This window comes from Sedimentibacter saalensis (assembly GCF_007830175.1).
GTDB classification, from domain to species: Bacteria; Bacillota; Clostridia; order Tissierellales; family Sedimentibacteraceae; genus Sedimentibacter; species Sedimentibacter saalensis.
The window spans coordinates 80,385-103,983 of record NZ_VLKH01000003.1; the positions used below are offsets into that span (position 1 = coordinate 80,385).

22 protein-coding genes, 1 riboswitch and 2 other annotated features are annotated in these 23,599 nt (G+C 36.8%); of the genes, 12 read left to right on the forward strand and 10 right to left on the reverse strand.

Going from position 1 to position 23,599, the window contains the following annotated elements; all coding sequences use genetic code 11:
• The first annotated feature begins 130 nt into the window (after positions 1-130).
• From LY60_RS05645 to LY60_RS05675, 8 genes are all read left to right on the forward strand, one after another.
• Positions 131-376: a TM1266 family iron-only hydrogenase system putative regulator gene (locus LY60_RS05645; RefSeq protein WP_145081172.1), complete on the forward strand. Its 246-nt coding sequence runs from the start codon at positions 131-133 to the stop codon at positions 374-376.
• 8 nt (positions 377-384) lie between these two features.
• On the forward strand, positions 385-1,422 hold the full coding sequence (locus tag LY60_RS05650; RefSeq protein ID WP_145081175.1) for an ABC transporter substrate-binding protein: 1,038 nt from the start codon (positions 385-387) through the stop codon (positions 1,420-1,422).
• The gene (locus tag LY60_RS05655) at positions 1,397-2,149 is read left to right on the forward strand and encodes an ABC transporter permease (RefSeq protein ID WP_145081178.1); all 753 of its coding nucleotides are present in this window, start codon (positions 1,397-1,399) and stop codon (positions 2,147-2,149) included. The genes LY60_RS05650 and LY60_RS05655 overlap by 26 nt, the downstream gene beginning before the upstream one ends.
• On the forward strand, positions 2,142-2,816 hold the full coding sequence (locus LY60_RS05660) for an ABC transporter ATP-binding protein (RefSeq protein ID WP_145081181.1): 675 nt from the start codon (positions 2,142-2,144) through the stop codon (positions 2,814-2,816). Before LY60_RS05655 ends, LY60_RS05660 begins: the two co-directional genes overlap by 8 nt.
• 580 nt (positions 2,817-3,396) lie before the next feature.
• Complete coding sequence (locus LY60_RS17995; RefSeq protein WP_019229662.1) at positions 3,397-3,546, forward strand: hypothetical protein; 150 nt, start codon at positions 3,397-3,399, stop codon at positions 3,544-3,546.
• Between the two features lie 13 nt (positions 3,547-3,559).
• Positions 3,560-3,832 (forward strand): hypothetical protein, encoded by a 273-nt coding sequence (locus LY60_RS05665; protein ID WP_145081184.1) that lies wholly within the window; start codon positions 3,560-3,562, stop codon positions 3,830-3,832.
• Between the two features lie 369 nt (positions 3,833-4,201).
• Positions 4,202-4,573: an iron-sulfur cluster assembly scaffold protein gene (locus LY60_RS05670; protein WP_145081186.1), complete on the forward strand. Its 372-nt coding sequence runs from the start codon at positions 4,202-4,204 to the stop codon at positions 4,571-4,573.
• Positions 4,570-6,027 (forward strand): HesA/MoeB/ThiF family protein, encoded by a 1,458-nt coding sequence (locus LY60_RS05675; RefSeq protein WP_145081189.1) that lies wholly within the window; start codon positions 4,570-4,572, stop codon positions 6,025-6,027. Before LY60_RS05670 ends, LY60_RS05675 begins: the two co-directional genes overlap by 4 nt.
• Positions 6,028-6,277: 250 nt before the next feature.
• On the opposite strand, the gene LY60_RS05680 is transcribed toward LY60_RS05675, so the two are convergent.
• Positions 6,278-6,532, reverse strand: a complete 255-nt coding sequence (locus LY60_RS05680; protein ID WP_145081192.1) for a hypothetical protein — start codon at positions 6,530-6,532, stop codon at positions 6,278-6,280.
• Between the two features lie 159 nt (positions 6,533-6,691).
• Here LY60_RS05680 and LY60_RS05685 point away from each other — a divergent pair, with 159 nt between their 5' ends.
• The gene (locus tag LY60_RS05685) at positions 6,692-6,889 is read left to right on the forward strand and encodes a DUF378 domain-containing protein (protein WP_145081195.1); all 198 of its coding nucleotides are present in this window, start codon (positions 6,692-6,694) and stop codon (positions 6,887-6,889) included.
• Between the two features lie 42 nt (positions 6,890-6,931).
• Here the strand turns inward: LY60_RS05685 and LY60_RS05690 are convergent, their stop codons facing one another.
• From LY60_RS05690 to tyrS, 3 genes are all read right to left on the reverse strand, one after another.
• Entirely contained in the window at positions 6,932-8,284 is a 1,353-nt protein-coding gene (locus tag LY60_RS05690) for a TldD/PmbA family protein (RefSeq protein WP_145081199.1), read from the reverse strand.
• Positions 8,284-9,675 (reverse strand): TldD/PmbA family protein, encoded by a 1,392-nt coding sequence (locus LY60_RS05695; protein ID WP_145081202.1) that lies wholly within the window; start codon positions 9,673-9,675, stop codon positions 8,284-8,286. The genes LY60_RS05690 and LY60_RS05695 overlap by 1 nt, the downstream gene beginning before the upstream one ends.
• Before the next feature lie 108 nt (positions 9,676-9,783).
• Positions 9,784-11,016, reverse strand: coding sequence for a tyrosine--tRNA ligase (gene tyrS / locus LY60_RS05700; RefSeq protein ID WP_145081205.1), 1,233 nt, complete (start codon positions 11,014-11,016; stop codon positions 9,784-9,786).
• A gap of 61 nt (positions 11,017-11,077) precedes the next feature.
• Positions 11,078-11,276: a binding site (T-box leader), on the reverse strand.
• 370 nt (positions 11,277-11,646) lie between these two features.
• On the opposite strand from tyrS, the gene LY60_RS05705 reads away from it, so the two are divergent.
• Positions 11,647-12,534 carry a CAP domain-containing protein gene (locus LY60_RS05705; protein WP_246145383.1) on the forward strand — a complete coding sequence of 296 codons (888 nt, stop codon included), beginning with the start codon at positions 11,647-11,649 and terminating at the stop codon, positions 12,532-12,534.
• Between the two features lie 78 nt (positions 12,535-12,612).
• Here LY60_RS05705 and LY60_RS05710 read toward each other — a convergent pair whose 3' ends face one another.
• The 5 genes from LY60_RS05710 to ilvD form a co-directional block, all read right to left on the reverse strand.
• A complete protein-coding gene (locus tag LY60_RS05710) occupies positions 12,613-14,595 on the reverse strand; it encodes an FtsX-like permease family protein (RefSeq protein ID WP_145081209.1) in 1,983 nt (660 codons plus the stop codon).
• Positions 14,588-15,355 carry an ABC transporter ATP-binding protein gene (locus tag LY60_RS05715; protein ID WP_145081212.1) on the reverse strand — a complete coding sequence of 256 codons (768 nt, stop codon included), beginning with the start codon at positions 15,353-15,355 and terminating at the stop codon, positions 14,588-14,590. Before LY60_RS05715 ends, LY60_RS05710 begins: the two co-directional genes overlap by 8 nt.
• Positions 15,356-15,465: 110 nt before the next feature.
• The gene (locus LY60_RS05720; protein WP_145081215.1) at positions 15,466-16,470 is read right to left on the reverse strand and encodes a sensor histidine kinase; all 1,005 of its coding nucleotides are present in this window, start codon (positions 16,468-16,470) and stop codon (positions 15,466-15,468) included.
• Positions 16,471-17,142: a response regulator transcription factor gene (locus LY60_RS05725; RefSeq protein WP_145081218.1), complete on the reverse strand. Its 672-nt coding sequence runs from the start codon at positions 17,140-17,142 to the stop codon at positions 16,471-16,473.
• Between the two features lie 277 nt (positions 17,143-17,419).
• On the reverse strand, positions 17,420-19,093 hold the full coding sequence (gene ilvD / locus LY60_RS05730) for a dihydroxy-acid dehydratase (protein WP_019230536.1): 1,674 nt from the start codon (positions 19,091-19,093) through the stop codon (positions 17,420-17,422).
• Between the two features lie 92 nt (positions 19,094-19,185).
• Positions 19,186-19,406: a binding site (T-box leader), on the reverse strand.
• A gap of 156 nt (positions 19,407-19,562) precedes the next feature.
• A riboswitch (purine riboswitch) is annotated at positions 19,563-19,664 on the forward strand.
• A gap of 133 nt (positions 19,665-19,797) precedes the next feature.
• On the opposite strand from ilvD, the gene LY60_RS05735 reads away from it, so the two are divergent.
• Positions 19,798-21,258 (forward strand): NCS2 family permease, encoded by a 1,461-nt coding sequence (locus LY60_RS05735; RefSeq protein ID WP_145081222.1) that lies wholly within the window; start codon positions 19,798-19,800, stop codon positions 21,256-21,258.
• A gap of 435 nt (positions 21,259-21,693) precedes the next feature.
• Positions 21,694-21,846 (forward strand): hypothetical protein, encoded by a 153-nt coding sequence (locus LY60_RS18000; protein WP_019230538.1) that lies wholly within the window; start codon positions 21,694-21,696, stop codon positions 21,844-21,846.
• An 85-nt stretch (positions 21,847-21,931) separates the two neighbouring features.
• Here LY60_RS18000 and LY60_RS05740 read toward each other — a convergent pair whose 3' ends face one another.
• Positions 21,932-23,578, reverse strand: coding sequence for a SulP family inorganic anion transporter (locus LY60_RS05740; protein WP_145081225.1), 1,647 nt, complete (start codon positions 23,576-23,578; stop codon positions 21,932-21,934).
• Between the last annotated feature and the right edge of the window lie 21 nt (positions 23,579-23,599).

A 23,599-nucleotide genomic window follows, 5' to 3' on the forward strand; every position in this document is an offset into this window, starting at 1 on the left:
TAATTTAGCTATGTTAAATTAATATCAAAATCTAAGCTTAAGGATTTTCTAAGAGCAAGGAAACAAATAAAAATGTTCTCTATGATTATTCCTTGTTATGCAAGGAATATTTTTTGTATAAGGAGGTATTATGGACAAAAGAATCGGCGTCATAGGAATAGTGATTGAAGATTTGTCCCGCATAGCCGAAGTAAATGATATTCTTCACCAGTACGGCGATATCATAATAGGCAGAATGGGCATCCCCTACAAGGAAAGAGGAGTGAATGTAATTTCAATCATCGTAGACGGGACCACAGACGATATAGGAGCTCTTACCGGCAAGCTTGGAAAAATCAAAGGATTGAGCGTAAAAAGCGCCTTATCCAAAAAATAGGAGGATTTATGAAAAAATCTATGAAGAAATTGAGTTTGCTTTTGATTCTGGCAATGATATTGTCCATTTTTGCAGGCTGCAGCAGCAAGACAGACAACGCTCCGGCAAATCCACAGGAACCTGCACCGCAGGAACAAGTAAAAGAAGAACCAAAAGAGCCCATTGATGTAACAATTGCAGGCCTCATGGGACCAACATCCATAGGCATGATAAAAATGATTGACGAAAAAGCAATGAACAGCGAACAATACAACGTTGAATACATAGCTGAAAGCGCACCTGATGCACTGAGTGCAAAAATAATAAACGGCGACATCCAGATTTCTTCCGTGCCCATAAACCTTGCAGCTGTTTTGTACAACAAGACAGGCGGAAAAATTAAGCTTATGGCTGTAAACACTGTAGGAAACCTTTACGTTGTTGGAAGCGACAACACTTCAACAATTGCAGAACTTGAAGGAAAAACACTTGGAATGAGCGCAAAGGGTTCAACACCCGATTATGCTATGAACTATATTTTAAAGCAAAATAATCTTGAAGGCAAAGTAGAGCTCGATTACAGCACAGACCATGCAACACTTGCTCAGGCTGTAATTGCAGAAGACACAAAAGTTGCTCTTCTTCCTCAACCCTTTGTTACACAGACAACAATTAAAAATGAAAATGTAAAAATGCTCATAGATTTAAATGAAGCATGGAAGGAAGCAACTAAAGGTGCCAGTGAGCTTTATACAGGCTGCATCATAGTAAACACTGAATTTGCAGAAAACAATAAGGAATTTGTAGCTGAATTTTTAAAACAATACGAAGAATCGGTAAACTGGGTTTTAGAAAATCAAAAAGATGCATCAGTGTTAGTTGAGAAAAACGGTATTATGCCAAGCGCTGCAATAGTAGAAAAAGCAATTCCTTACTGCGGAATCACATACAGATCAGTTTCAGCAGAAAAGGAAAAATTAAGCAGTTTTTATGGGATATTGTTTGAATCAAATCCTGCTTCAGTAGGAGGAAGCATGCCAGATGAAAAATTCTATTTTGCTGAGTAAGTACAGGAATTTTTTCATAATCATATTTTGGATAACTGTGTGGGAGATACTTTCGCTGATAATCAATCAGGAGATTTATCTCCCTTCTCCCTTTGCCACATTTAAATCATTGTTTGATTTAATGTTTGATAAAGTAACTTACATAACAATTCTTTACAGCACGTACAGGACTCTGACGGGATTTTTAATTTCAACATTTTTTGGAGTAATGCTGGGTTTTGTGTGCGGAATGAACAAATCAATTTACAATCTTTTAAATCCTTTGGTCAGCATCATAAGGACCGTCCCCGTAATGAGCATTATCATCATTGCCATAATGTGGTTCAAGGATACAAACGTACCTGTCTTTGTAGCATTTTTAATGTGCTTTCCAATCATCTGGACTAATACCATACAGGGAATCGATTCAGCTGACAATAAACTTCTTCAAATGTGTAAAATTTACAACATAAAAAAAATACGGGTTATAAAATCAGTTTATTTTTACAGCGCTCTTCCCTACATAAAGGCAGGCATGATATCTGCTCTTGGCATAAGCTGGAAGGTTACATCTGCAGCGGAAGTCTTGAGTTTGCCAAAGTATTCAATAGGAAGATTCTTGTATGATTCCAAAGTTTATCTTGAAATTCCGGACTTGTTTGCATGGACAATCATCATAGTTCTTTTGAGCATTTTATTCGAAAAATTGCTAAATATAATATTTAAAGCAGGAAGACAAAATGATTAAACTTATTGATGTCACCAAAAAATATGATGATATGGTTCTTTTGAAAAATTTCAACATATCATTTGAAGAAAATGAAATAACATGTCTGTTTGGTCCTTCAGGCGTAGGAAAAACAACTATAGCAAATATTGCAGCAAATCTAGTTGCTGTTGATGAGGGAATTGTATCAGGAACTGAAGATGCATTGTACTCCTATGTGTTCCAGGAGCCAAATTTACTTGACTGGTACAGCGTGTATGACAATCTGGATTTCGTCCTCAAAGATATTTTTGATAACAAAAAGCGCAAAGAAATCATAGAAAGCTATCTAAAAATGGTTGAACTTTCGGACTACAGGAACTTTAGGCCAAAAACATTAAGCGGCGGAATGGCTCAAAGGGTATCCATAGCCAGAGCCTTTGCCTATCCTTCAAATGTTCTCATAATGGATGAACCCTTTAAGGGACTGGACGTGAAATTGAAACAGGATATAGTATCATTGTTCAAGAGACTTTGGAAAGAAAGCAGACGAACAGTCATATTCATAACCCATGATGTTGATGAAGCCGTCAATTTGTCAGACAAAATTTATGTAATCAAGAACCGTCCTGTTGAAATCAACATGACAATTGACGTTAAAAATACCAATGAACGTGAATCCATAAAAAATATTTTGATTGAAGCATAAAAAAATAATTAGTAATTATTTTTCTGTAATCCATTTTTTTCTTGACATTTACCGAATTTATATTAACATATAAACAAAAGATAAAACGTGACTTTGTAACTTAGTCACTGATTTATATGAAAATTTTTTATATATTGTGTTATAATAAGAAAAAAGATGGAGGATATTATGGAATTTAAATTATCAGATAAAGCAAAAGAAAAAATGCTTGAAATGAAAAGCAACAATGAACCTATAAAATTAAAAATAACAGGTTTTTCCTGATGTGGTGCCGAATTTGGCATTGTTTCGGAGAAACAATCAGAAAATGATAAAGTATACGACGCTGAAGGAATTGAACTTATAGTATCAGATGAACTAGAGGGAGCAATCAAAGGCGCAGAAATTGATTATTCAACAAACTTCTTTAAAAAAGGATTTGAAGTAACTCCAAAATTCTCTAGATAGAGAGGCATTTATGGAATTTAAAATAACAGACAGGGCAAAGGAAAAGCTGGCTTTAATGAAAGAACAGAATATTCCCATAGTCTTGTACGGAATTCCTGTAGGCTGAAACAGATACAACTATAAAATTGTTTCGGTGAAGCAAAAAAAAGATGACAAGGTATACAACGTTGACGGCATAGAAATAATTGTGACGGCAGAAGTTGATCGAACCTTGCTGGGAGCAAAAATAGACTTCGGAGGGTTTTTTACAAAGGATTATATTGTAACCCCGAGATATTCATAATATAAGGTGGCATATGTATAAGCTGTGGGCAAAAAAAATAAAATCTAATCGTATTGTTGACTCTTTGGTTGTCAACAATAAAGAAAATATTTCTCCCGATGAAAAAAGAGAAAAATGCCTTAAAGAAATATGCCAGAAGTTTGATATGAGCGTTCCTGTATGGCTTAAGACACATGACATGGAATTTTCTCAGTTTAAGATAGTCACGTTTTTCCCTCATGATTTTATTGATGAAGTTGACTTTGACAAACTGGAAGTTGAACTTATTGATGACGGTACAAACTAAAATTTAACAAAGAGCTGTTGCATTAGCGAATAAAATTTCGCAGTGCAATAGCTGTTTTTTTGTTAAAATCAATATAATCGGACTTTTTGAAGCCCTGAATTTGATTATTACAATAAAAAACAGGCGTTACACTAATTTCTTAACTACATTGTTTATGACAGTATATAATCTCTTACAAACTTCCATATTTGTATTCATTACATTTAATACTAAATTTTTCATAAAATAATCATATTTATGTGAAATTTATTTTTTTTATACTCCATGCTCTGTTATATTTGACTTATAAAAAGGTCGGTAATATAATATTCATATTAAACATATAGGAAATGTATAGTATATGTTGCTGAACAAATAAAGGAGGCAGTTATGTATAATGATATAGCTTTAGATCATATTTCAGATCCAAGAAATGCCGGTGAGATAAAAGATGCAGATGGCATTGGTCATATAGGCAATCCCGCAGATGGGGACAGGATAACAATTTATATAAAGGTTAATAACGATATTCTTACTGATGTCATGTTCAAAGCCTTTGGTTGTGGTGCTGCCATAGCTGCCAGCAGTATGATTACTGTAATGGCAAAAGGCAAGACAATTGACCAGGCAATGGCAATATCAAATGAAGCTGTCTCGGAAGAACTGGGCGGACTTCCTCCTCAAAAATTGCAGTGCTCCAATATTGCTGCCGATGCTCTTCACAATGCAATTGATGACTATAGATCAAAGAGGTTAATATGATACTAAAAAAAGAACAAATCAACCGATATATGAGACATATAATAATGCCTGAAATAGGCGGCAAGGGTCAAAAAAAATTGTTGGAATCTGCAGTATATATATATGGGGAATCTGTTGAACTCTTATCTCCTTTGATTTTTTACCTTGCAGCCTCAGGAATAGTCAGAATGTTTTGCTGTTTTGAAAATGATGATGGGTATGATGAGTTATTTCATAGAATTCGAGACTTTAATGATGAGGTTATAATAGAACTAATTGATGAACAAGAATTTATAAATCATAAACATACCGACAAGTTGGGAAATACAGGATTCATATTAAACATTTTTTCAGGAGATTTATGTTTGCTGAAAAAAATCATAAATAAAATTGATTTTTCTCCTATGATAATTTCTATTCATGAAAAATGGAAGATAATATTGCAGACTTTTACCAATATGGATGATTTGAAATTGTTCGCAGGAATTTTATCTGACAAATCAATTAATGAAGAAACTGACAGAACATTCCCTAAAAATCTAAATGCAGTTGCAGCTTCAGTATCGGGTTCACTCTGTTCAATTGAAGCTGTTAAACTTTGCCTTAATATTGGTGAAGCACAAAAAAAACCGCTGTATTTTGACATAATGTCAATGGAAATCAATTCTTCTGAAAATAAATGTGATTATTATATAAACAAATTATATGACAATAATCATGAAATTACATCAGATGATGCAAAAAAATTATCCGCTTGCAAAATACTCATTGTGGGGGCAGGAGGTCTTGGCTCTCCTGCAGCATTTTCATTAGCCATGGTCGGTGTAGGCACCATAGGCATAATAGATTATGATACCGTTGAAATAAGCAATCTTAACAGGCAAATACTTCACAGTGTTTCACGCATTGGAATGTCAAAAGTGGAATCAGCAAAAATATTTCTGAACAATGTTAATCCTCACACAGAAATAATTGCTTACAATATGCCTTTGAATTCAGACAATGTAACAGAGTTAATAAAAGATTATGATGTTGTAATTTCAGGGGTTGATAATATTTCGGCCCGTTACCTCATAAATGATGCATGCTACTTTGCCAAAAAACCTATGATTGAAGCAGGTGTGCTGCGATTCAACGGTATAAACACAACCATCATTCCCGATGAAGGTCATTGTTACCGCTGCATATACATGAATGCAGCCGGCAGCGGTTTGTCATGTGCAGAAACTGGAACCTTGGGGCCTGTTCCGGGAATTATGGGATTTATGGAAGCAGCTGAAGCAATAAAATTGATTACAGGAAAGGGAGAAACCCTTAAGAATAAGCTGCTTATGTTTGATGCTTTAAACTTTGAGCTTGATATTTTTACAGTAAATAAGAATCCTGACTGCTCATTATGCGGCAAAAATCCAGATATCAAAGTTGTAGAACATCATGAATTTATTTGTGAGAACAAAAATGACAACAACAAATAATAAGCTGAGAATATTGCATTATTTACTTTTTTACTTTATTGATTAATTAAGCATATTTTTTAATAGCCAGTAAAAAAGTCTATTACTCGCATTGTCATTAAGTGAAATACTATTATTTTAGTACTCAAAAATCATAAAATCCTCAAATCTTACATTAAAAATAAGTAAGTATTGAGGATTTTATGCTAATTCCTTAGTAAGAGGCTATACCATTTAATTTTCAAAAATTGAGACAACAGCCTCTTTTTTATTAATCATACATGTTGTATATTACAACCAAAAGCAGGAAGAACCAAAGAAGTGTATCCATTTCTATTCCGCAGTCGCTTTGGCATACTATGCAAACAAGCAGTAAAAAGAAAAACAACAATGAAGAATCTATTCCGCCGCGTGCACCCAATACCGGTGATACCGGAAGAACCGGAACAACCGGCGGCCTTCTGTCACATTGAATGTTTGTGTTTTCATTTGCTTCAACTATATTTTCAGTCCTGCAATTATCCATTAATAAAAACCTCCTCAATTAATATGCATTTTGTAATTATTATATTCACCATAGAAATATATGTTAAATAATTGATTTAAAAATCATTGTTTTAAAATATATGCATAATATAGAAATTTATTGAAACAATAACATTATATTAAATAAGGAGGATTGCCCATGGATAAATTTGCCTTGGTGCTAGTCATAATAGGAGCCATAAACTGGGGGCTGATAGCATTGTTTCAATTTGATCTGGTTGCTGCTATATTCGGAGGCCAGACAGCTATATTCAGCAGAATAGTATATGGACTTGTTGGATTAGCTGGACTTTACTGCATAACTTTATTATTCAACGAACGAGAAAAAACAGATTAATAAAAAAACAATCCAATTGGATTGTTTTTTTATTTTGATTTCTTATTCACCTGCTATGGCAAGCTTCTTGATTTTCAAAGAAGGAGAGCCTATATATGCTTCTCCTGGAAGACCAAATTTCAGGTCCGATCCTGTTTCTTCTATATTTTTAAGGAGTTCGAAGTAATTTCCGGCCACTGTTATCTGTTCAACTGCCTTGGCAATTTTTCCGTCCTTTATTTCATAACCAAGGGCTGCCAGTGAAAAATCTCCTGATACAGAATTCAGTCCTGAATGAAGTCCTTGAAGTTCCGTTATTAAAATTCCCTTGTCCATGGAAGAAATTATTTCTTCAAGAGTTTTTTCTCCCTTTTCAACATAAAGATTTGAAGGAGCTATGCCCACAGATGATTTGTAAGAAGATTTGCTTGCATTTCCAGTGGTTTCAACTCCGTCTTTTTTTGCAGTCTTCAAATTGTGGAAGTATGTTTTCAAAACACCCTTGTCAACAACTTTCTTGTACTTGCTGGCAACACCTTCTCCGTCGAATGATCTTGAAGCCAATCCTCCCTCCATGAAAGGATCATCAACAAGCGTGAACTTTTCGCTTCCTATTTGTTCATTTAATTTCCCTTTCAGCAGGGACAGATTTTTCTGCACATTTTCCGCTGAGAAAATTCCTTCAAATGCTTCCAATAAATCTGCAGCTGCATTGTTTCTTATTACTACTGGGTAGTCTCCTGACTTCACAGACTTTGCTCCAAGCATTGACAATGCTTCTTTTACTGCTTCCTCTGCAATTTCCTTGGGGTTGAATTTGGAAAAATCATTGCCGGTGCGGTATGCCATGCCTGTTTTAATGTCTTCGTTTTCTTTTGCAACCACCACCACGTATGTGTAGGCAATGTTGCTCTTGTCGTGAAGGTACAGACCCTTTGTGTTTGACATTATGGTTTCGCCGTAGCCGTCGCCGTATACGCATGTTTCCACTGATTGTATTCTGTTGTCGATTTTAAAAGCTTCTTCTTCAAGCTGTTTTACAAACTTTATTTTTTCAGCTTCTTCCACTTCTTCAAGTTTAGGATTGAATGTGTCTACTTTTTTGTATTCCTTTGACCCTTCAAAAATATATTCTTCATCGTCTGAATCTATTACAGTGGCATTTTCCTTAATATTTTTAACAAGTAAATCTATGGAAGTTTCATCAACCTTTTCAGTGTAGGAATATCCCATTTTACTGTTGTACATTCCTCTAAGCCCCAGACCTTCACTTTCAGACAAACTGTAGCCGTCAAGTTCCTTTTGAAATACCTTGAGAGAAAGGCTGCTTCCTGCTGAATAAAAAACTTCCATGTCATTTATGCCTTGTTTTTTTCCTTCAGCAAATATTTTATCAATGAGCATTTTCATATCCATTATTTTTCACCTTCCCTTCCGCCTACGGTTATTTCAGAAACTCTTATCATGGGCTGGCCTACATTTGTAGGAATGCTTCCGCTTACTGAGCCGCACATTCCCTGTCCGTGTGTCATGTTGTTTCCAACCATGTCAATTTTGTTCAGTATGTCAGTTCCCTTACCTATTAGCGTTGCACCTCTTACAGGATCCTTGATTTTTCCGTTTTCCACAATGTATCCTTCCATTACGGCAAAGTTAAACTCTCCTGTGCTCGGATTTACACTTCCGCCTCCCATGTATTTAGCATAAATGCCTTTTTCCGTGTTGGCGATTATTTCTTCAGGTGAAGATTTTCCGTTGTCTATGAATGTGTTGGACATCCTTGAAGTAGGAGCGTATCTGTAGGACTGCCTTCTTCCTGAGCCGGTTATGTCCATGTTCATTCTTCTTGCGTTCAGCTTATCAATCATGTAACCTTTCAATATTCCGTTTTCAATCAACACATTTCTGTGGGAAGGTGTTCCTTCATCATCAATGTTGAATGAACCCCACTCGTTTGGTATTGTTCCGTCATCAATTGCTGTAACAAGCGGCGAAGCAATTTTTTGACCTACTTTGTCTGAAAATACAGATAAACCCTTGGCAACTGATGTTGCTTCAAGACCATGGCCGCAAGCTTCATGGAATATTACTCCACCAAAGCCGTTGTCTATTATTACAGGCATTTTTCCGCTTGGGCTGTATTTAGCATTTACCATGGTTACGGCAATGCGTGATGCTTCTTTTGCATATTTTTCAACGTCAAGGTTTTCATAAAATTCGTAGCCCTTGCTAGCTCCAGGCCCGAAAAATCCTGACTGCATTTCTCCATTTTTGCTGGCCACGGATGAAATTGCAAGACGTGTTCTTACACGTTTGTCTTCTTTCCACAATCCTTCTGAATTTGCAACCATTATGTCCTGATTGTAGTCCATGTAACTTACTGTAACCTGTGTTATAAGATCATCATAGTTGAACGCTGTATCGTAGGCACGGCGCATTAGCTGAACCTTTCTTGTTTTTTCAATTGTGTTTGGATCAATATGTATTACATTTATATTTTCATTTTGTGTCATGTTTAAACTTAATGCTGTAGTGCCCTGTTTTCCTTCTATGGCTGCTGCTGCTTTTTTTGCTGTTGATATTAAAGAATCTCTGTCAGATTTGTTTGTGTATGCATAAACGCTGTTAAATCCCTTGAATATGCGGATGCCAACGCCGTAATCTCTTCCTGTCATAGTGCTTTCAACTTTTCCGCCAATCATTACAATGCCGTTGTTTGTCCTGTCTTCAACATATACTTCTGCAAAATCGCCGCCGGTTGTCAAAGCAGCATTCAGTGTATCTTCAATTACCTGTTTGTTTAGCACATAATCACTCCTATCATTTTATAGTACCTAAATATTTTACCATAATTTCCTTAAAGTATTAATAATTTTTTAAGCAAAAAACGACCCCAAAGGGATCGCTTCATTATATTAAACTAATTTAATTCTGTGGTATACTTTCTTGCCTTTTTTGATTATAAGTTTTTCGTCTTCAAAATCAGCTAATGTTAATACTGCATTAACGTCACTTACTACAACATCGTTTACTGTAACTCCTGACTGCTCAATGAGTCTTCTTCCTTCACTCTTAGTCTTAATAAGATTTGCTGTAGTCATCATGTCTATTACTGACATTCCTTCTCCAAGCTCTTCTTTTGTAACTTCAGTTGTAGGCATATTTTCTGATTCTGTTCCTTTTCCAAACAATGCTCTTGCTGCTTCCTGAGCATTGATGGCATCTTCTTCAGAATGTATGAGTTTTGTAACTTCATATGCCAATATTTCCTTGGCTTTGTTTATTTCAGAACCTTCCAATGCACCAAGGCGTCTTACTTCATCCATAGGGAGGAAAGTCAATAGTGCCAGACATTTTTCAACATCAGCATCACCAATGTTTCTCCAGTACTGGTAAAACTCATATGGTGTTGTTTTGTTTCTGTCCAGCCACAAAGCACCCTTTTCAGTCTTGCCCATCTTCTTGCCTTCACTGTTTGTAAGAAGTGAGAATGTCATTCCATAAACCTGTTCTCCGGCTTTCTTTCTTGTAAGTTCAACTCCTCCTATGATGTTTGACCACTGGTCGTTTCCGCCAAACTGCATCTTACAGTTATATTTCTGGTTCAATACATAGAAGTCATAGCTTTGCATAAGCATGTATCCAAATTCAAAAAATGTGAGTCCCTGCTCCATTCTGTTTTTGTAGCAATCTGCAGCAAGCATTCTGTTTACAGAAAAGTGAACACCTACTTCTCTCATGAAATCCAGGTAATTCAAAGGTAAAAGCCACTCAGCGTTGTTGTCCATTATGGCCTTTCCTTCTGAAAAATCAAGAAATTTTTCGAAAACTTTCTTGAAGTTTTCAGCATTGCGCGCTATTATTTCCTGTGTCATTATTGAGCGCATACCTGTTCTGTCGCTTGGGTCTCCAATCATTGTAGTTCCGCCGCCTAAAAGAGCAATTGGTCTGTGTCCGTGCTGCTGCATTATGGACATTACCATTATTTGAATATAGTGGCCAATGTGAAGGCTGTCGGCCGTAGGGTCAAAACCTATATAAAATGTAACTGATTCCTTTCCAAGCAATTCTCTTATTTCTTCTTCATGAGTACACTGTTCAATATATCCTCTTTCTTGCAAAACATCAAAAACATTTCTTTTTTCCATATTATTCCTCCTCCTTAAACTTTAATTGTCCTTTACTGAATAATAAAAGGGCTATCTCTCCTGAAAGGACGAGATAACCCGTGGTACCACCTTAATTCGCAAAAAATTTCTTGCCTCTTCTGAATTAACGGTCAGACAACCCGCTGCATAGCAGTAACTCCGGAACTGTATTTCACACTTTGTTCTGAGAATCTTTCACCAGCCGACTCACTCTCTGTTTTGTAACCAAATTGTTACTTTGTTTCCTTCACAGTTATGTTAATATGTATTTATAAAAGGAATGATAATATAAATCCAAATTATTGTCAAGTCTTAATTGAAAATCTTAAAAACATCATACCATTTATTTACCATTAATCCAATGGCTGTAATAAATCTATTCTTATTATACACAATTTTCATAAATTTTCCACTGATTTACATTTTTATTGTTATATATTTTTCTAAATGCAAAAATGTGTAATATAATTGTCACAATTGGCATTTAATGAAGTTATTGATTGTTTTTTTTAAAACAAGTACATGCTATAATTCCTTATGACGAAAAACTCATTAACAAGTTCTAAAATTTCCAAAGAAGCAGGGCGTGCCCTCTTCCTAAAAAATCTAAAGACTAAATAGGAGTGAATTATGAAAAAGAAAATTATAGCATTAACTTTGACAGCAGCTTTAGCTTTGTCATCAACATCAGCATTTGCTGCAACTACAACAGACTGCGAAAAGACATTCAACTATGATCTTAGCAACTTGCTGAAGGGAATAACAAGCAACTCTAACGTAAAACAGTACAAGCTGACTGTAAACGGACAAGAAATGGATTTAAATTCAATAGACTGGAATACAGTTTTAAACAAAACAACAACTGCAGTTCAAAAGCCAGCTTCAACGGAGAAAACAACTGCTCCTGAAGCAGCTAAACCAACTGCAACACAGCCAGTGGCAGCTAAGCCTGCAGCAACAACACCTGCTGTAACTCAGCCTGCGACACCTGTTGCAACTAAGCCGGCAACTACTGCACCAGCGGCTAAACCTGCAACAACACCAGCTGTAACTCAGCCGGCAGCACCTGTTGCAACTCAGCCTGCTGCACCTTCAACAGCTGCAACAACACCAAGCAATACAGTTTCTTCGTCAAATTTATCTTATGAGCAAAAAGTAGCAGAACTTGTGAACATTGAAAGACAAAAGGCTGGCTTATCAGCACTTACATTTGATCAATCAGTATCTAATGTTGCCAGAACAAAATCAAAAGATATGGCAGCCAACAATTACTTTGCTCATCAGTCACCCACATATGGAAGTGCAGGAGACATGTTGACGAAATTTGGAATTAAATGGTCTGCTTGGGGTGAAAACATAGCTTCAGGTCAAAAAACTCCGGAGGCTGTTGTAACAGCATGGATGAATTCTCCAGGGCACAGAGCAAATATTTTATCAACTAACTTTTCAAAAATAGGAGTTGGTTATGCAGTAAACTCAAACGGAACTCCATATTGGACACAGATATTTACTAACTAAAATATGAAAAGAAGTTTATCCTAATAAAATACCGCACTGACATTTTCTGAAATAGAAATATCAAATGCGGTATTTTTGTTACTGAACAATCTTATAATAAACTCTTGCAGTGAGTGTGTACACAATAAAGTAAATCACTGCAAAGACTGCTATGGTTACGGCTGTGCAAATTGCAAAAAGCCATACATTTGTTAAATTGAACAGCAGTAACAGTCTGGTTATCATTTTAAATGCTGCAGCTATGTGAACAATGGCCATGGCCAGGGGAAGAAAAAACACCTTTATTATCTGGCTTTTTATGGATATCTTAACTTCACTTCTGCTCATTCCCACCTTTTGCATGATTTCAAACCTTTCCCTGTCATCATATCCCTCTGAAATTTGTTTGTAGTAAATTATCAGGACTGTTGCAGAGAGGAATAAAAGCCCTAGGAATATTCCTAAAAACAAAAATCCTCCTATCATGGCATAAAATTCTTCTTCCAGACCTTGCTTGCTTTCAAATCTAAAATCTACGATTTCTTCCTTTGAACCGGTGAAGTCTCTGTATATGGAATCGGCAAAGGCCTTTTTTTCATCCTTTGAGCCGTCGACATCAAAGGCAGCATAATAAGAATACTTTGCAGCATCATCCTTGAACTCACTTAGCTGCTTTTCATATATTTCCTCCACATCATTTTCTTCTGCCACTATGTAGTAAACATCTACAAAGACTGCAGTATAATCCTCTTTTATTGGAAATTCATCAAGATTATTTTTTACATTGTAATTGTTGTCAAAAAGTGTGAATGAATCTGTTTTATTTTTACTGCAGCTGTAGAAAAGTACCTCCCGGTCTTTCAAAGACACATCTTCTCCGGTTATTTTTTTGTACTGCTCAGTTGTTATAAAGTACAAATCCGAAATATTTGTGCTTGTAACACTGTTTAACCCGTCCGTAATAAATCTGTCGCCATCTCTTTCCGCATAGAACTCCAGGTACTGGTAATCAAACATGTTGCTTATGTTCCTGCCCAGCTTTTGAGCATTCTTATTCACTATGTCCTTAATTTCTCCGGGTTCACTGTCTTTAGGGTTTCCCAATGTAATGGTCACATCGTTGGGGCAGCGGTTTTCCAGCTGTTCATCCACACCCATGTAAAGTGCCACCGTTGTTGATACCATAACCAGCACTGCAGTTGAAAGTATGCAGATATTAGCCAGTCCAACGGCATTTTGCTTCATTCTGTAAATCATTCCGGATATGGATGTGAAGTTTTTGGTCCTGTAATAATAATTTTTGTTTTGTTTTAAGCGCTTTAAAATCATTATGCTTCCTGCAGTAAAGAGACAGTACGTACCGATTATTACAAGCACCACAGTTATGAAAAACAGGTACATGGCACTTAGAGGTGATTTCGTTACAAGCGCTATATAATATCCTGCACCTGTTGCAGCAATGCCAAGCAGTGCAAGAATATTTTTGGATTTGGGCTCTTTTTCCCCTGTGCTGCTTCCCTTAAGCAAGTCAATAGGATTTGACGAATGAATCTGCATTAGGTTGTATAAAAGGTTTAATAAAAAAATTCCCCAGAACAATACAGATGTTGTGACAATTGAAACCTTGCTCACAAAAAATCCTAGCGGTATGGTGAAGTGCAAAATTTTGAATAACAGCATGAATATCAGCTTGCTGAACAAAATTCCACACATAAGACCAACTGATATTGTGGCGGTTCCAATAAATAATGTCTCATAAAAAAGTATCTTTGCAATGTGCTTCTTTTCCATTCCAAGAATATTGTAAAGGCCGATTTCCTTTTTTCGCCTCTTCATGAGGAAACTGTTTGTATAAAACAGAAATATAACTGAAAATATCCCTATTACTATTGTTCCCAGCATGAGTATTGTCACCACAGAATATGACCCGGGCATGTTTTCAATTCCTTCATTCAATGAAATCATGCGCATAATGTAAAACATGGCAACAGTGCTGATACATGTTATCATGTACGGTACATAAAACTTACCGTTTTTCCTTATGTTTATAAGAGCCAGTCTAGGAAAAAAATGCTTATTCATTTTTTCCACCGCCAGTTGCTATCATTGTAAGTGTGTTTGAAATTTTCTGATACATTTCTTCTGTTGTTTGAGAAGCCTTGTAAATTTGATGGAACACTTCCCCATCCTTAATGAACAGCACCCTTTTTGCGTGGCTAGCAGCCTTTGTGCTGTGAGTAACCATGAGTATTGTCTGCCCTTCTTCATTGATTTCATCAAACAAACGGAGCAGGCCGTCTGTAGCATGGGAATCCAGGGAGCCTGTAGGTTCGTCTGCTAATATAAGCTTTGGTTCGGTAATCAGTGCCCTTGCCACTGCAGCCCTTTGCTTTTGTCCTCCTGACACCTCATATGGATATTTTGAAAGTATGTCTGAAATTCCAAGTTTTTCAGCTATTACTCTAAGTTTGCCATTCATTTCATCATAGGTTTTTCCTGCCAGAACAAGCGGAAGAAATATGTTGTCCTGCATGGAAAATGTGTCCAACAAGTTGAAGTCCTGAAAAACAAAGCCAAGGTTGTCACGACGAAATGCAGAAATTTCACTTTCCTTAATTGAAGCAAGATTTTTGCCGTTTAATAAAACCTCTCCGCCCGTAGATTTGTCAAGGGCAGCAAGAATATTCAAAAGTGTTGTCTTTCCCGAACCTGATTCTCCCATTATTGCAACATATTCACCATTTTCAACAGAAAAAGACACATTTGAAAGAGCTTGCACATGATTTGTTCCAAAACGTGAAGTATAAATTTTTTTAAGGTTATTTACCTCTAAAATTGCCATATTGACCTCCTGAATTAATTAATATAGCAACAGTATATCAAGCACTTTAAAATTCAGAAATTGATTTACCTTTCATTTTCATAAGCAACCTTACATTTCTGAAAGGTTAGCTATTCAACTTCCACTTTAATGTTTTCAAAATTTATGATAACCCTTGTTCCTCTTCCTGCCTGAGATTCAATTTGTATTTTGTGTGAAAGCTTTGTTAAAATTTTTCTGCAAAGATACAAACCTATGCCCGTAGATTTTTTGTCTTCCCTTCCGTTGTATCCTGTAAATCCGTTTTCAAAAACCCGTGGAAGGTCCTCTTCTTTTATTCCTATCCCCGTATCTTCAATAACGAGAATTTTGTGTTCGCTTCCTTCTGTATATATTGATATTCCGCCTCTTACGGTGTACTTAAGAGAGTTGGACAATATTTGTTCAATCACAAATAACAGCCACTTTTCATCAGTGAGAACTGTACTTTTAAGTTCTGAAAATTCAAGCTTAAGCTTTTTGTGAACGAACACTTTCGCATATTTTCTTACAGCCTGTCTGACTATATCATCAAGGTCGTATTCTTTTATGACAAAATCTGTAGAGCTGCTGTCAAGACGGATGTATTGAAGAACCATGGCCACATATTGTTCTATCTTAAAAAGTTCCATGGAAATCTCATCTGGATTTATGTCTTCTTCCGACTGCAGCAATAGCCTCATGGCTGAAATCGGTGTTTTTATCTGATGAGCCCACAGAGTATAGTAATCAGCAATTTCTTTTCTCGAATTGTCCATGGTTGTAATCTTTCTTATTTTGTCCTCGTGTACTGCAATCAGCAGTTCAAAATATTCCCTTTCCATGAGATTTTTAGGTTCAGGCAGCTCATCAAGAGAAAGAGTTATTCGGTGTTTAATATCCTCCAGAGCATTTATTTTTTTATAAAATACTAAAAAGTCATAGGCCAGAGCTATAAATCCGAAAAAAGAGCAAAGGACAAAGCCATACACCACTGCATCCAGTGGCAACCCGTACAGATAAAACTCCACAGCAAATACAGCAGCAAACAATGCAAAAAATGCTGCTGATTTTTTATGCTGCATAAGATAAGCGCTGAATAGATTAATTGTTTTCATTTATTCCACTATGTACCCTATTCCTTTCCTTGTTAGTATGAACTCCGTAAGACCTGCAGCATCCAGCTTTTTTCTGAGCCTTGTAACATTTACTGTAAGCGTGTTTTCATCCACATAACAGTCAGTTTCCCAAAGTCTTGTCATCAATGCATCACGGCTCACGGTTTTTCCCTTGTTTTCCATGAGAAACTGCAGTATTTTGAAATCATTTTTTGTAAGCTCTACTTTTGTTCCCTTATATGTGAGACTTGTATCCCCTGTGTTAAGTATTGCCCCCTTGTGCTCCAAAAGATTTGTCTGCCCTGCAAAATCATATGTACGGCGAAGCATTGCCTGCACCTTTGCTGTAAGAACATTGAGGTCAAATGGTTTTGAAATAAAATCATCTCCACCCATGTTCATGGCCATTACAATATTCATGTTGTCTGATGCAGATGAAATAAAAATAATGGGCACCTTTGATATTCTTCGAATTTCGCTGCACCAGTGATAACCGTTGTAAAAAGGAAGTGAAATGTCCATAAGAACCAGATGAGGTGAGTATGATGCAAAAATAGACAATACATTTTCAAAATCATCGACACACATTGCTTCGCAACCCCAGGATTTTATATGATTTTTAACAGATGAAGCTATAACCAAGTCATCTTCAACAATTAATATTTTATGCATATAGACTCCTTAAACATTTATTGATAACAATATAACACATAAATTAAAACAATAAAAGAGCAACCGAATTTTTATGGCAAAACAGCATAAAAAAAAGCATCGAAATCGATGCTCAGAATATTGACAAAACTAATTTCCCTCACAACGTAGGGGCGTATCTTGTATACGCCCGTTGTTATTATATAAATGAATTTGTACATGCGGGAGGACAGTAGTCTCCCTTACAATATTGAACAAATTTGTCATCAACCTGAGCATCAAAATTGATGCTTATTTATTATTTTATTTTTGGAACTTCAAGCACTGCTCCTCTGTTTCCTGATGTAACAAGTGCCCTGTATCTTGACAGGTAGCCTGTTGTTATTCTTGGTTCTCTAGGCTGCCAGTTTTCTCTTCTCTTTTTTAGTTCTTCATCAGACACTTCAAAGTCAATTGTGTTTTTGAGCATGTCTATTTTGATGATGTCACCTTCTTGAACAAGAGCTATGTTTCCTCCGACTGCAGCTTCAGGAGATACGTGTCCGATTGATGCTCCTCTTGTGGCTCCTGAGAAACGTCCGTCAGTTATGAGGGCAACGCTGCTTCCAAGACCTCTTCCAACTATTGCAGAAGTAGGATTGAGCATTTCTCTCATTCCCGGTCCTCCCTTTGGTCCCTCGTAGCGGATGACAACAACGTCTCCTGCAACAATCAATCCTTGATTAATTGCATTTATGGCATCTTCTTCACAGTCGAAAACTCTTGCAGGTCCCTGGTGAACAAGCATTTCAGGTGCTACAGCCGAGCGTTTTACAACACATGTATCAGGCGCAAGATTTCCTTTGAGAACTGCAATTCCGCCTGTCTGGCTGAATGGATTTTCTATTGGCCTGATTACTTCAGGGTCCAGGTTTACGCATCCTTCTATGTTTTCTGCAATTGTCTTTCCGGTGCAGGTAATGAGGTCTGTTTTAAGAAGACCTTTTTTGTTAAGCTCATTCATTACAGCATAAACTCCCCCTGCTTCGTTCAGATCTTCAATGTATGTGTGACCTGCAGGTGCCAGGTGGCACAGGTTAGGTGTCTTTGCGCTCACTTCGTTTGCAATTTCAGGATTCAACTCCACTCCTGCCTCATGAGCTATGGCCGGAAGGTGAAGCATGCTGTTTGTGCTGCAGCCCAAGGCCATGTCCACTGCCAGGGCGTTCATGAATGCATCTTTTGTCATTATGTCTTTTGGCTTGATGTCTTTTTCAACAAGCTCCATTATTTTCATGCCTGCGTGTTTTGCAAGTCTTATTCTTTCAGAATATACAGCTGGAATTGTTCCGTTTCCTTTAAGTCCCATTCCCAGTGCTTCAGTAAGACAGTTCATGCTGTTTGCTGTGTACATGCCTGAGCATGATCCGCATGTGGGGCATGCCTTCTGCTCGTATTCTTCAACTTCTTCCATGGAAATTTTTCCTGCATTGTATGCTCCAACGGCCTCAAACAGACTTGAAAGACTTGTCTTATTGTTTTTAACTCTTCCTGCAAGCATTGCACCACCGCTTACAAAAATTGTTGGAATATTAACTCTTGCAGCTGCCATTAACAGTCCCGGCACGTTTTTATCACAGTTAGGAACCATTACAAGTCCGTCAAAACAATGGGCCATTGCCATTGCTTCTGTTGAATCAGCAATCAGATCTCTTGTAACAAGAGAATACTTCATTCCTTCATGTCCCATGGCAATTCCATCACACACTGCTATTGCCGGGAACACTACCGGTGTTCCTCCTGCCATTGCAACTCCCAATTTGACTGCATCAACAATCTTGTCCAGGTTCATGTGTCCCGGAACTATTTCATTGTATGAACTTACAATTCCTATCAACGGCTTGTTCATTTCTTCCTTTGTATGCCCCAAAGCATTAAAAAGAGAGCGATGCGGCGCCTGTTGAACTCCTTTTGTTACTTGATCACTTCTCATAATTTCCTCCTGATTTAATATATTTTAAAATAATAAACTGATATATGGTCCAAAATAAATAAAACCTCTCGTCTCTGAACACATATCATGTGTTCAGGGACGAAAGGTCTTTTCGTGGTACCACCCTGGTTCGCGATATAATCGCCTCAATCAAGTCATATAAACTTTATCCCTATAACGCAGGCATACGTCCCGGCCTACATGTCAGCCAGGAAGCTTGGGAGTGATCATTATACTTATAACACCGATTTTCACCAACCATCGGCTCTCTAAAGTTATCTGCCAGTATTTTTGTCTCCGTCACAGCTTTTTCATAATTTTTATAATTATACCCACCTAACCCACCCTTGTCAATACATTTTTACAGTAAATCCTGTAAATTCTTTTGTGATTTTATTCCAAATTATTAAAATGTACTCACTTTAAAAACATATTGCTTATTGTGTTATTTACAGCTATAATATTATAGTCGAAATTAAATATTAGCATCAATATAATATGGAAAATATGGTTCCAGAGTTTCTACCAAACAGCCGTAAATTGTTTGACTATTGATTGGTTCACTATTGTATATGATGCGAGTAGATTTTATCTATTCGCTTTTTATATTATGAGTATTATTTATATGTATTTCTAAATGATATTTGGAAATAGTGAACATTAGTGGTTAATATTAATTCCCAAAACAACTATAGGAGGAATTTATGGAAAAGTATTTTAAACTTAAGGAAAACGGCACAAATGTCTCTACAGAAATTTTTGCCGGCCTAACAACATTTTTTGCAATGTCATACATCATCTTTGTGAATCCGGCAATATTATCTGCCACAGGAATGCCTTCTCAGGCAGTGTTCCTGTCAACTATCATAGCTTCAGTCATAGGAACTCTCATCATGGGATTGTTTGCCAACGTGCCATATGCTCAGGCGCCCGGTATGGGACTTAATGCATTCTTCACATACACCGTTGTGTTTGCTCTTGGATTTACATGGGAACAGGCACTGGCTCTTGTATTCATATGCGGATTATTAAACATCTTCATCACTGTTACAAAAATAAGAAAAAGTATAATAAAATCAATACCTGAAAGCCTTCAAAACGCCATAAGCGGAGGAATAGGAATATTCATAGCATACATCGGAATCAAGGGAGCAGAAATGGTTCAGTTCACTTCAGAATCTGCAAACATAATCTCAGTTAACGGTCAGACCTTTGCTGCAGATGGAACATACAGCAGCATATTCTCTGTTGTTACAAACGGAGGAATTATTCCAGCACTTGTTGATTTTACAAATCCTGCTACACAACTGGCACTCATAGGCCTTGTCATATTGGTTTTTCTTCTTGTAATGAATGCAAAAGGAGCAATACTTATAAGTATAGTAGCAACAACACTTATAGGAATTCCTTTTGGAGTTGTTAATTTATCTTCACTGTCCATGTCTTCAAACAGCATAACCTCTTCATTTGCAGATCTTGGAACTACATTTGGGGCGGCATTTGGGCCTAAAGGAATGCAGTCTCTTTTCTCAGATCCTTCAAGAATACCTCTGGTATTGATGACAATATTTGCATTCAGTCTGTCTGACACGTTTGATACCATAGGAACATTTATAGGAACAGGAAGAAGAAGCGGAATATTCAGCGAAGAAGATCAGAAATCTCTTGAAACAAGCACAGGATTTAAATCCAAAATGGATAAAGCTCTTTTTGCAGATGCCATAGCAACATCCATCGGAGCAATATTCGGAACTTCCAATACAACAACATACGTTGAAAGCGCTGCTGGAATCGGAGCAGGCGGCAGAACAGGACTCACAAGCGTAGTTACTGCCCTGCTATTCCTTTCATGCATATTGATAGCTCCTATAGCAGGAATAGTTCCTACAGCTGCAACTTCTCCTGTTCTTATAATAGTTGGAGTTATGATGATGTCATCATTCACAAAAATCAACTGGGAAGACCTGGAGGAAGCAATTCCGGCATTCTTTGCATCAGTATTCATGGGTTTTTCATACAGCATCTCTTACGGTATAGCTGCAGGCTTCATTTTTTACTGCCTCATTAAACTGATTAAAGGTCAAATAAAAGAAGTTCACCCGATTTTAATAGTTTCCACATTGTTGTTCATAGCAAACTTTGTGATTCTTGCAATAATAAATTAAAAATTACTTTTGTAACATGAACTTGTGCCTTCCTTAAGAAGGTTCAGTTTCATGACAACGTAATAGGATGTTGTCATTCTTAGAGCGTAGCTCGAAGAATCTCATGTTTTCAGCAAAGATGAGATCCTTCACTATCGTTCAGGATGACAGCGTCAGGGTTTATCAATAGTCTGTGCCTTCCTTACGGGAGGCCTTTTTTTATTTATCAGCAAAATTGACATTTATTGCAGCCTCCTTGCAATTCTTTAAAATTCTTTTTTTGTAATTCTTGCAGAACAACTTGCATTTTATGAACGACTTGATTAATAAATTGCATTTTTGTCCCATTTAAATGCTTTTCCTCAAATTTTTTTATATTTTTTTGCATTTTTATATTTACAAGTTGCATTTTTGATGCTATAATGAATTATCAAATCAAATATAGGAGGTTTTAATATGAGTATACAGGTGAAAGATATAAGAGATGTTGTTGCAAAAATCAATTTTAGAAAATGCGGTACTATTACATGCATATACAATGTTGACAGCAAATGCATTCAAAAGGAATGTGAATTGCATGAAAGAGGACTTAAGCAGGAAGAAGACTAAGAAAGCGGATTGATCATATGAAATCAAAAGAATAAAAAGCGGAAATATCATGTTGATAATTCCGCTTTTATATTTCAAACATTTATTATATGGCTATTTTTTCAGTTTGTATTATGTTTAAGTATCTGAATGCTTCAATTGCATCCCAGAAGAAGCACTCTTCTCCTATGATATCAGTAAATCCTGACTGGTCAAACATTTCTTTTACATTGTCCTGAACACCGCAAAACATCATTTTTGTCCCTATTTTGGATATTTTATTTACAACTTCCTTAAATTCAATGATTGCTGACTCATCTATACTGGTTACAGCTCTCATGGATATTATCATGTTTTCAGCCTCTATTGAATGTTCAACCAACTGCTCTAGCTTTTCTCTGGTAATGAAGAACAAAGGCCCTGTCAGGTACACAATTATTGTATCAGAGCAATCTTCGGCAACATCATGTCCCTTGATTCTCTTCAAGTCAACCTTGCTCACATCAATTTTCAAATCGCTGTTTTTCATAACAAATGTCATGATTCCTAAGAGTACTCCTATTAAAATTGCAATGGTAAGGTCAAACATGACAGTTGCAACCATTGTAATTGCAAATTCCAAAATTGCATTCCCAAATTTTTTATCAAATATGTATTTTATTTCATTCCATTCGTTCATGCGCCAGGCAGTTACCATCAGAACTCCGGCCAGTGCAGCCATTGGTATCCTGGAGATAAACTTTCCCAGGAAAAGCATGGATAAAAGAAGTCCTGCTGACTGTACCAATGAAACCATTCTTGTTTGCCCGCCTGATTTGAGTCCAACGCTTGTCCTTGCCAGAACCGCTGATGCAGGTATTCCTCCGAAAAATGGAATGATCATGTTCCCTAATCCCTGAGCTATGAGCTCCCTGTCAGCTTTTAAAGGCTCATTTTTTATTTTTCCCGCAGAAGCACCACATAGTAAGCTTTCAATCATGCACAGTATTGCAACGCTAAGGGCCGGGCTTAAAAGCTTAAACACCATTCCCAAAGACAAGCTTCCCAGGGAAAGTCTGTTTTCAAGGAATATGGTGCTTGGTATTTCTCCAACCAGCTTAACAGGAAAACCAACAACCCAATTTAAAGCAAGAGCAATTATTAGTCCTGCCAGTGATGACGGAACTTTTGCATTCCATTTCTTAGGCCAGAATATCATGATTGCCATAACCAAGACACCTATTAGAACTGCATATATGTTTGGCGAAAATCCAAGTCTTCCATAGGATAATATTTTTTCAATATTGTCAGATCCCACAGAAGTTGTACCAAAAAAATTGTCAATCTGGCCAAGAGCAATAATGACTGCAATACCAGATGTAAACCCTGTTATAACAGGTGCCGGAATAAAAGATACAAGTTTTCCGAAATGAAATACAGCAGCCAGCAAAAGCAAAATACCGGATATGAAACCTGTTATAAAAATCCCCTCAGAACCAAAGCTTGCATAGACTGAAGCTAAAATAGCAATCATTGTTCCCGTAGGACCGGACACCTGGTAAGATGCACCTGCAAGGCCACCCATTACAATTCCTGCAAGTATTGCTGAAATAATGCCGGAAGGCGCACCTGCTCCTGAGCTTACGCCAAATGCAAGAGCCAATGGCAGCGCCACAGCTGTTACAGTAAGTCCCGCCATTACATCCTGTGATAATTTTTTGTTGTTGTAATCCTTGAATTCAAGCCTTAAATCTTGAAAATACTGTTTTACCATTTTTCTCTCCATAATAATTGT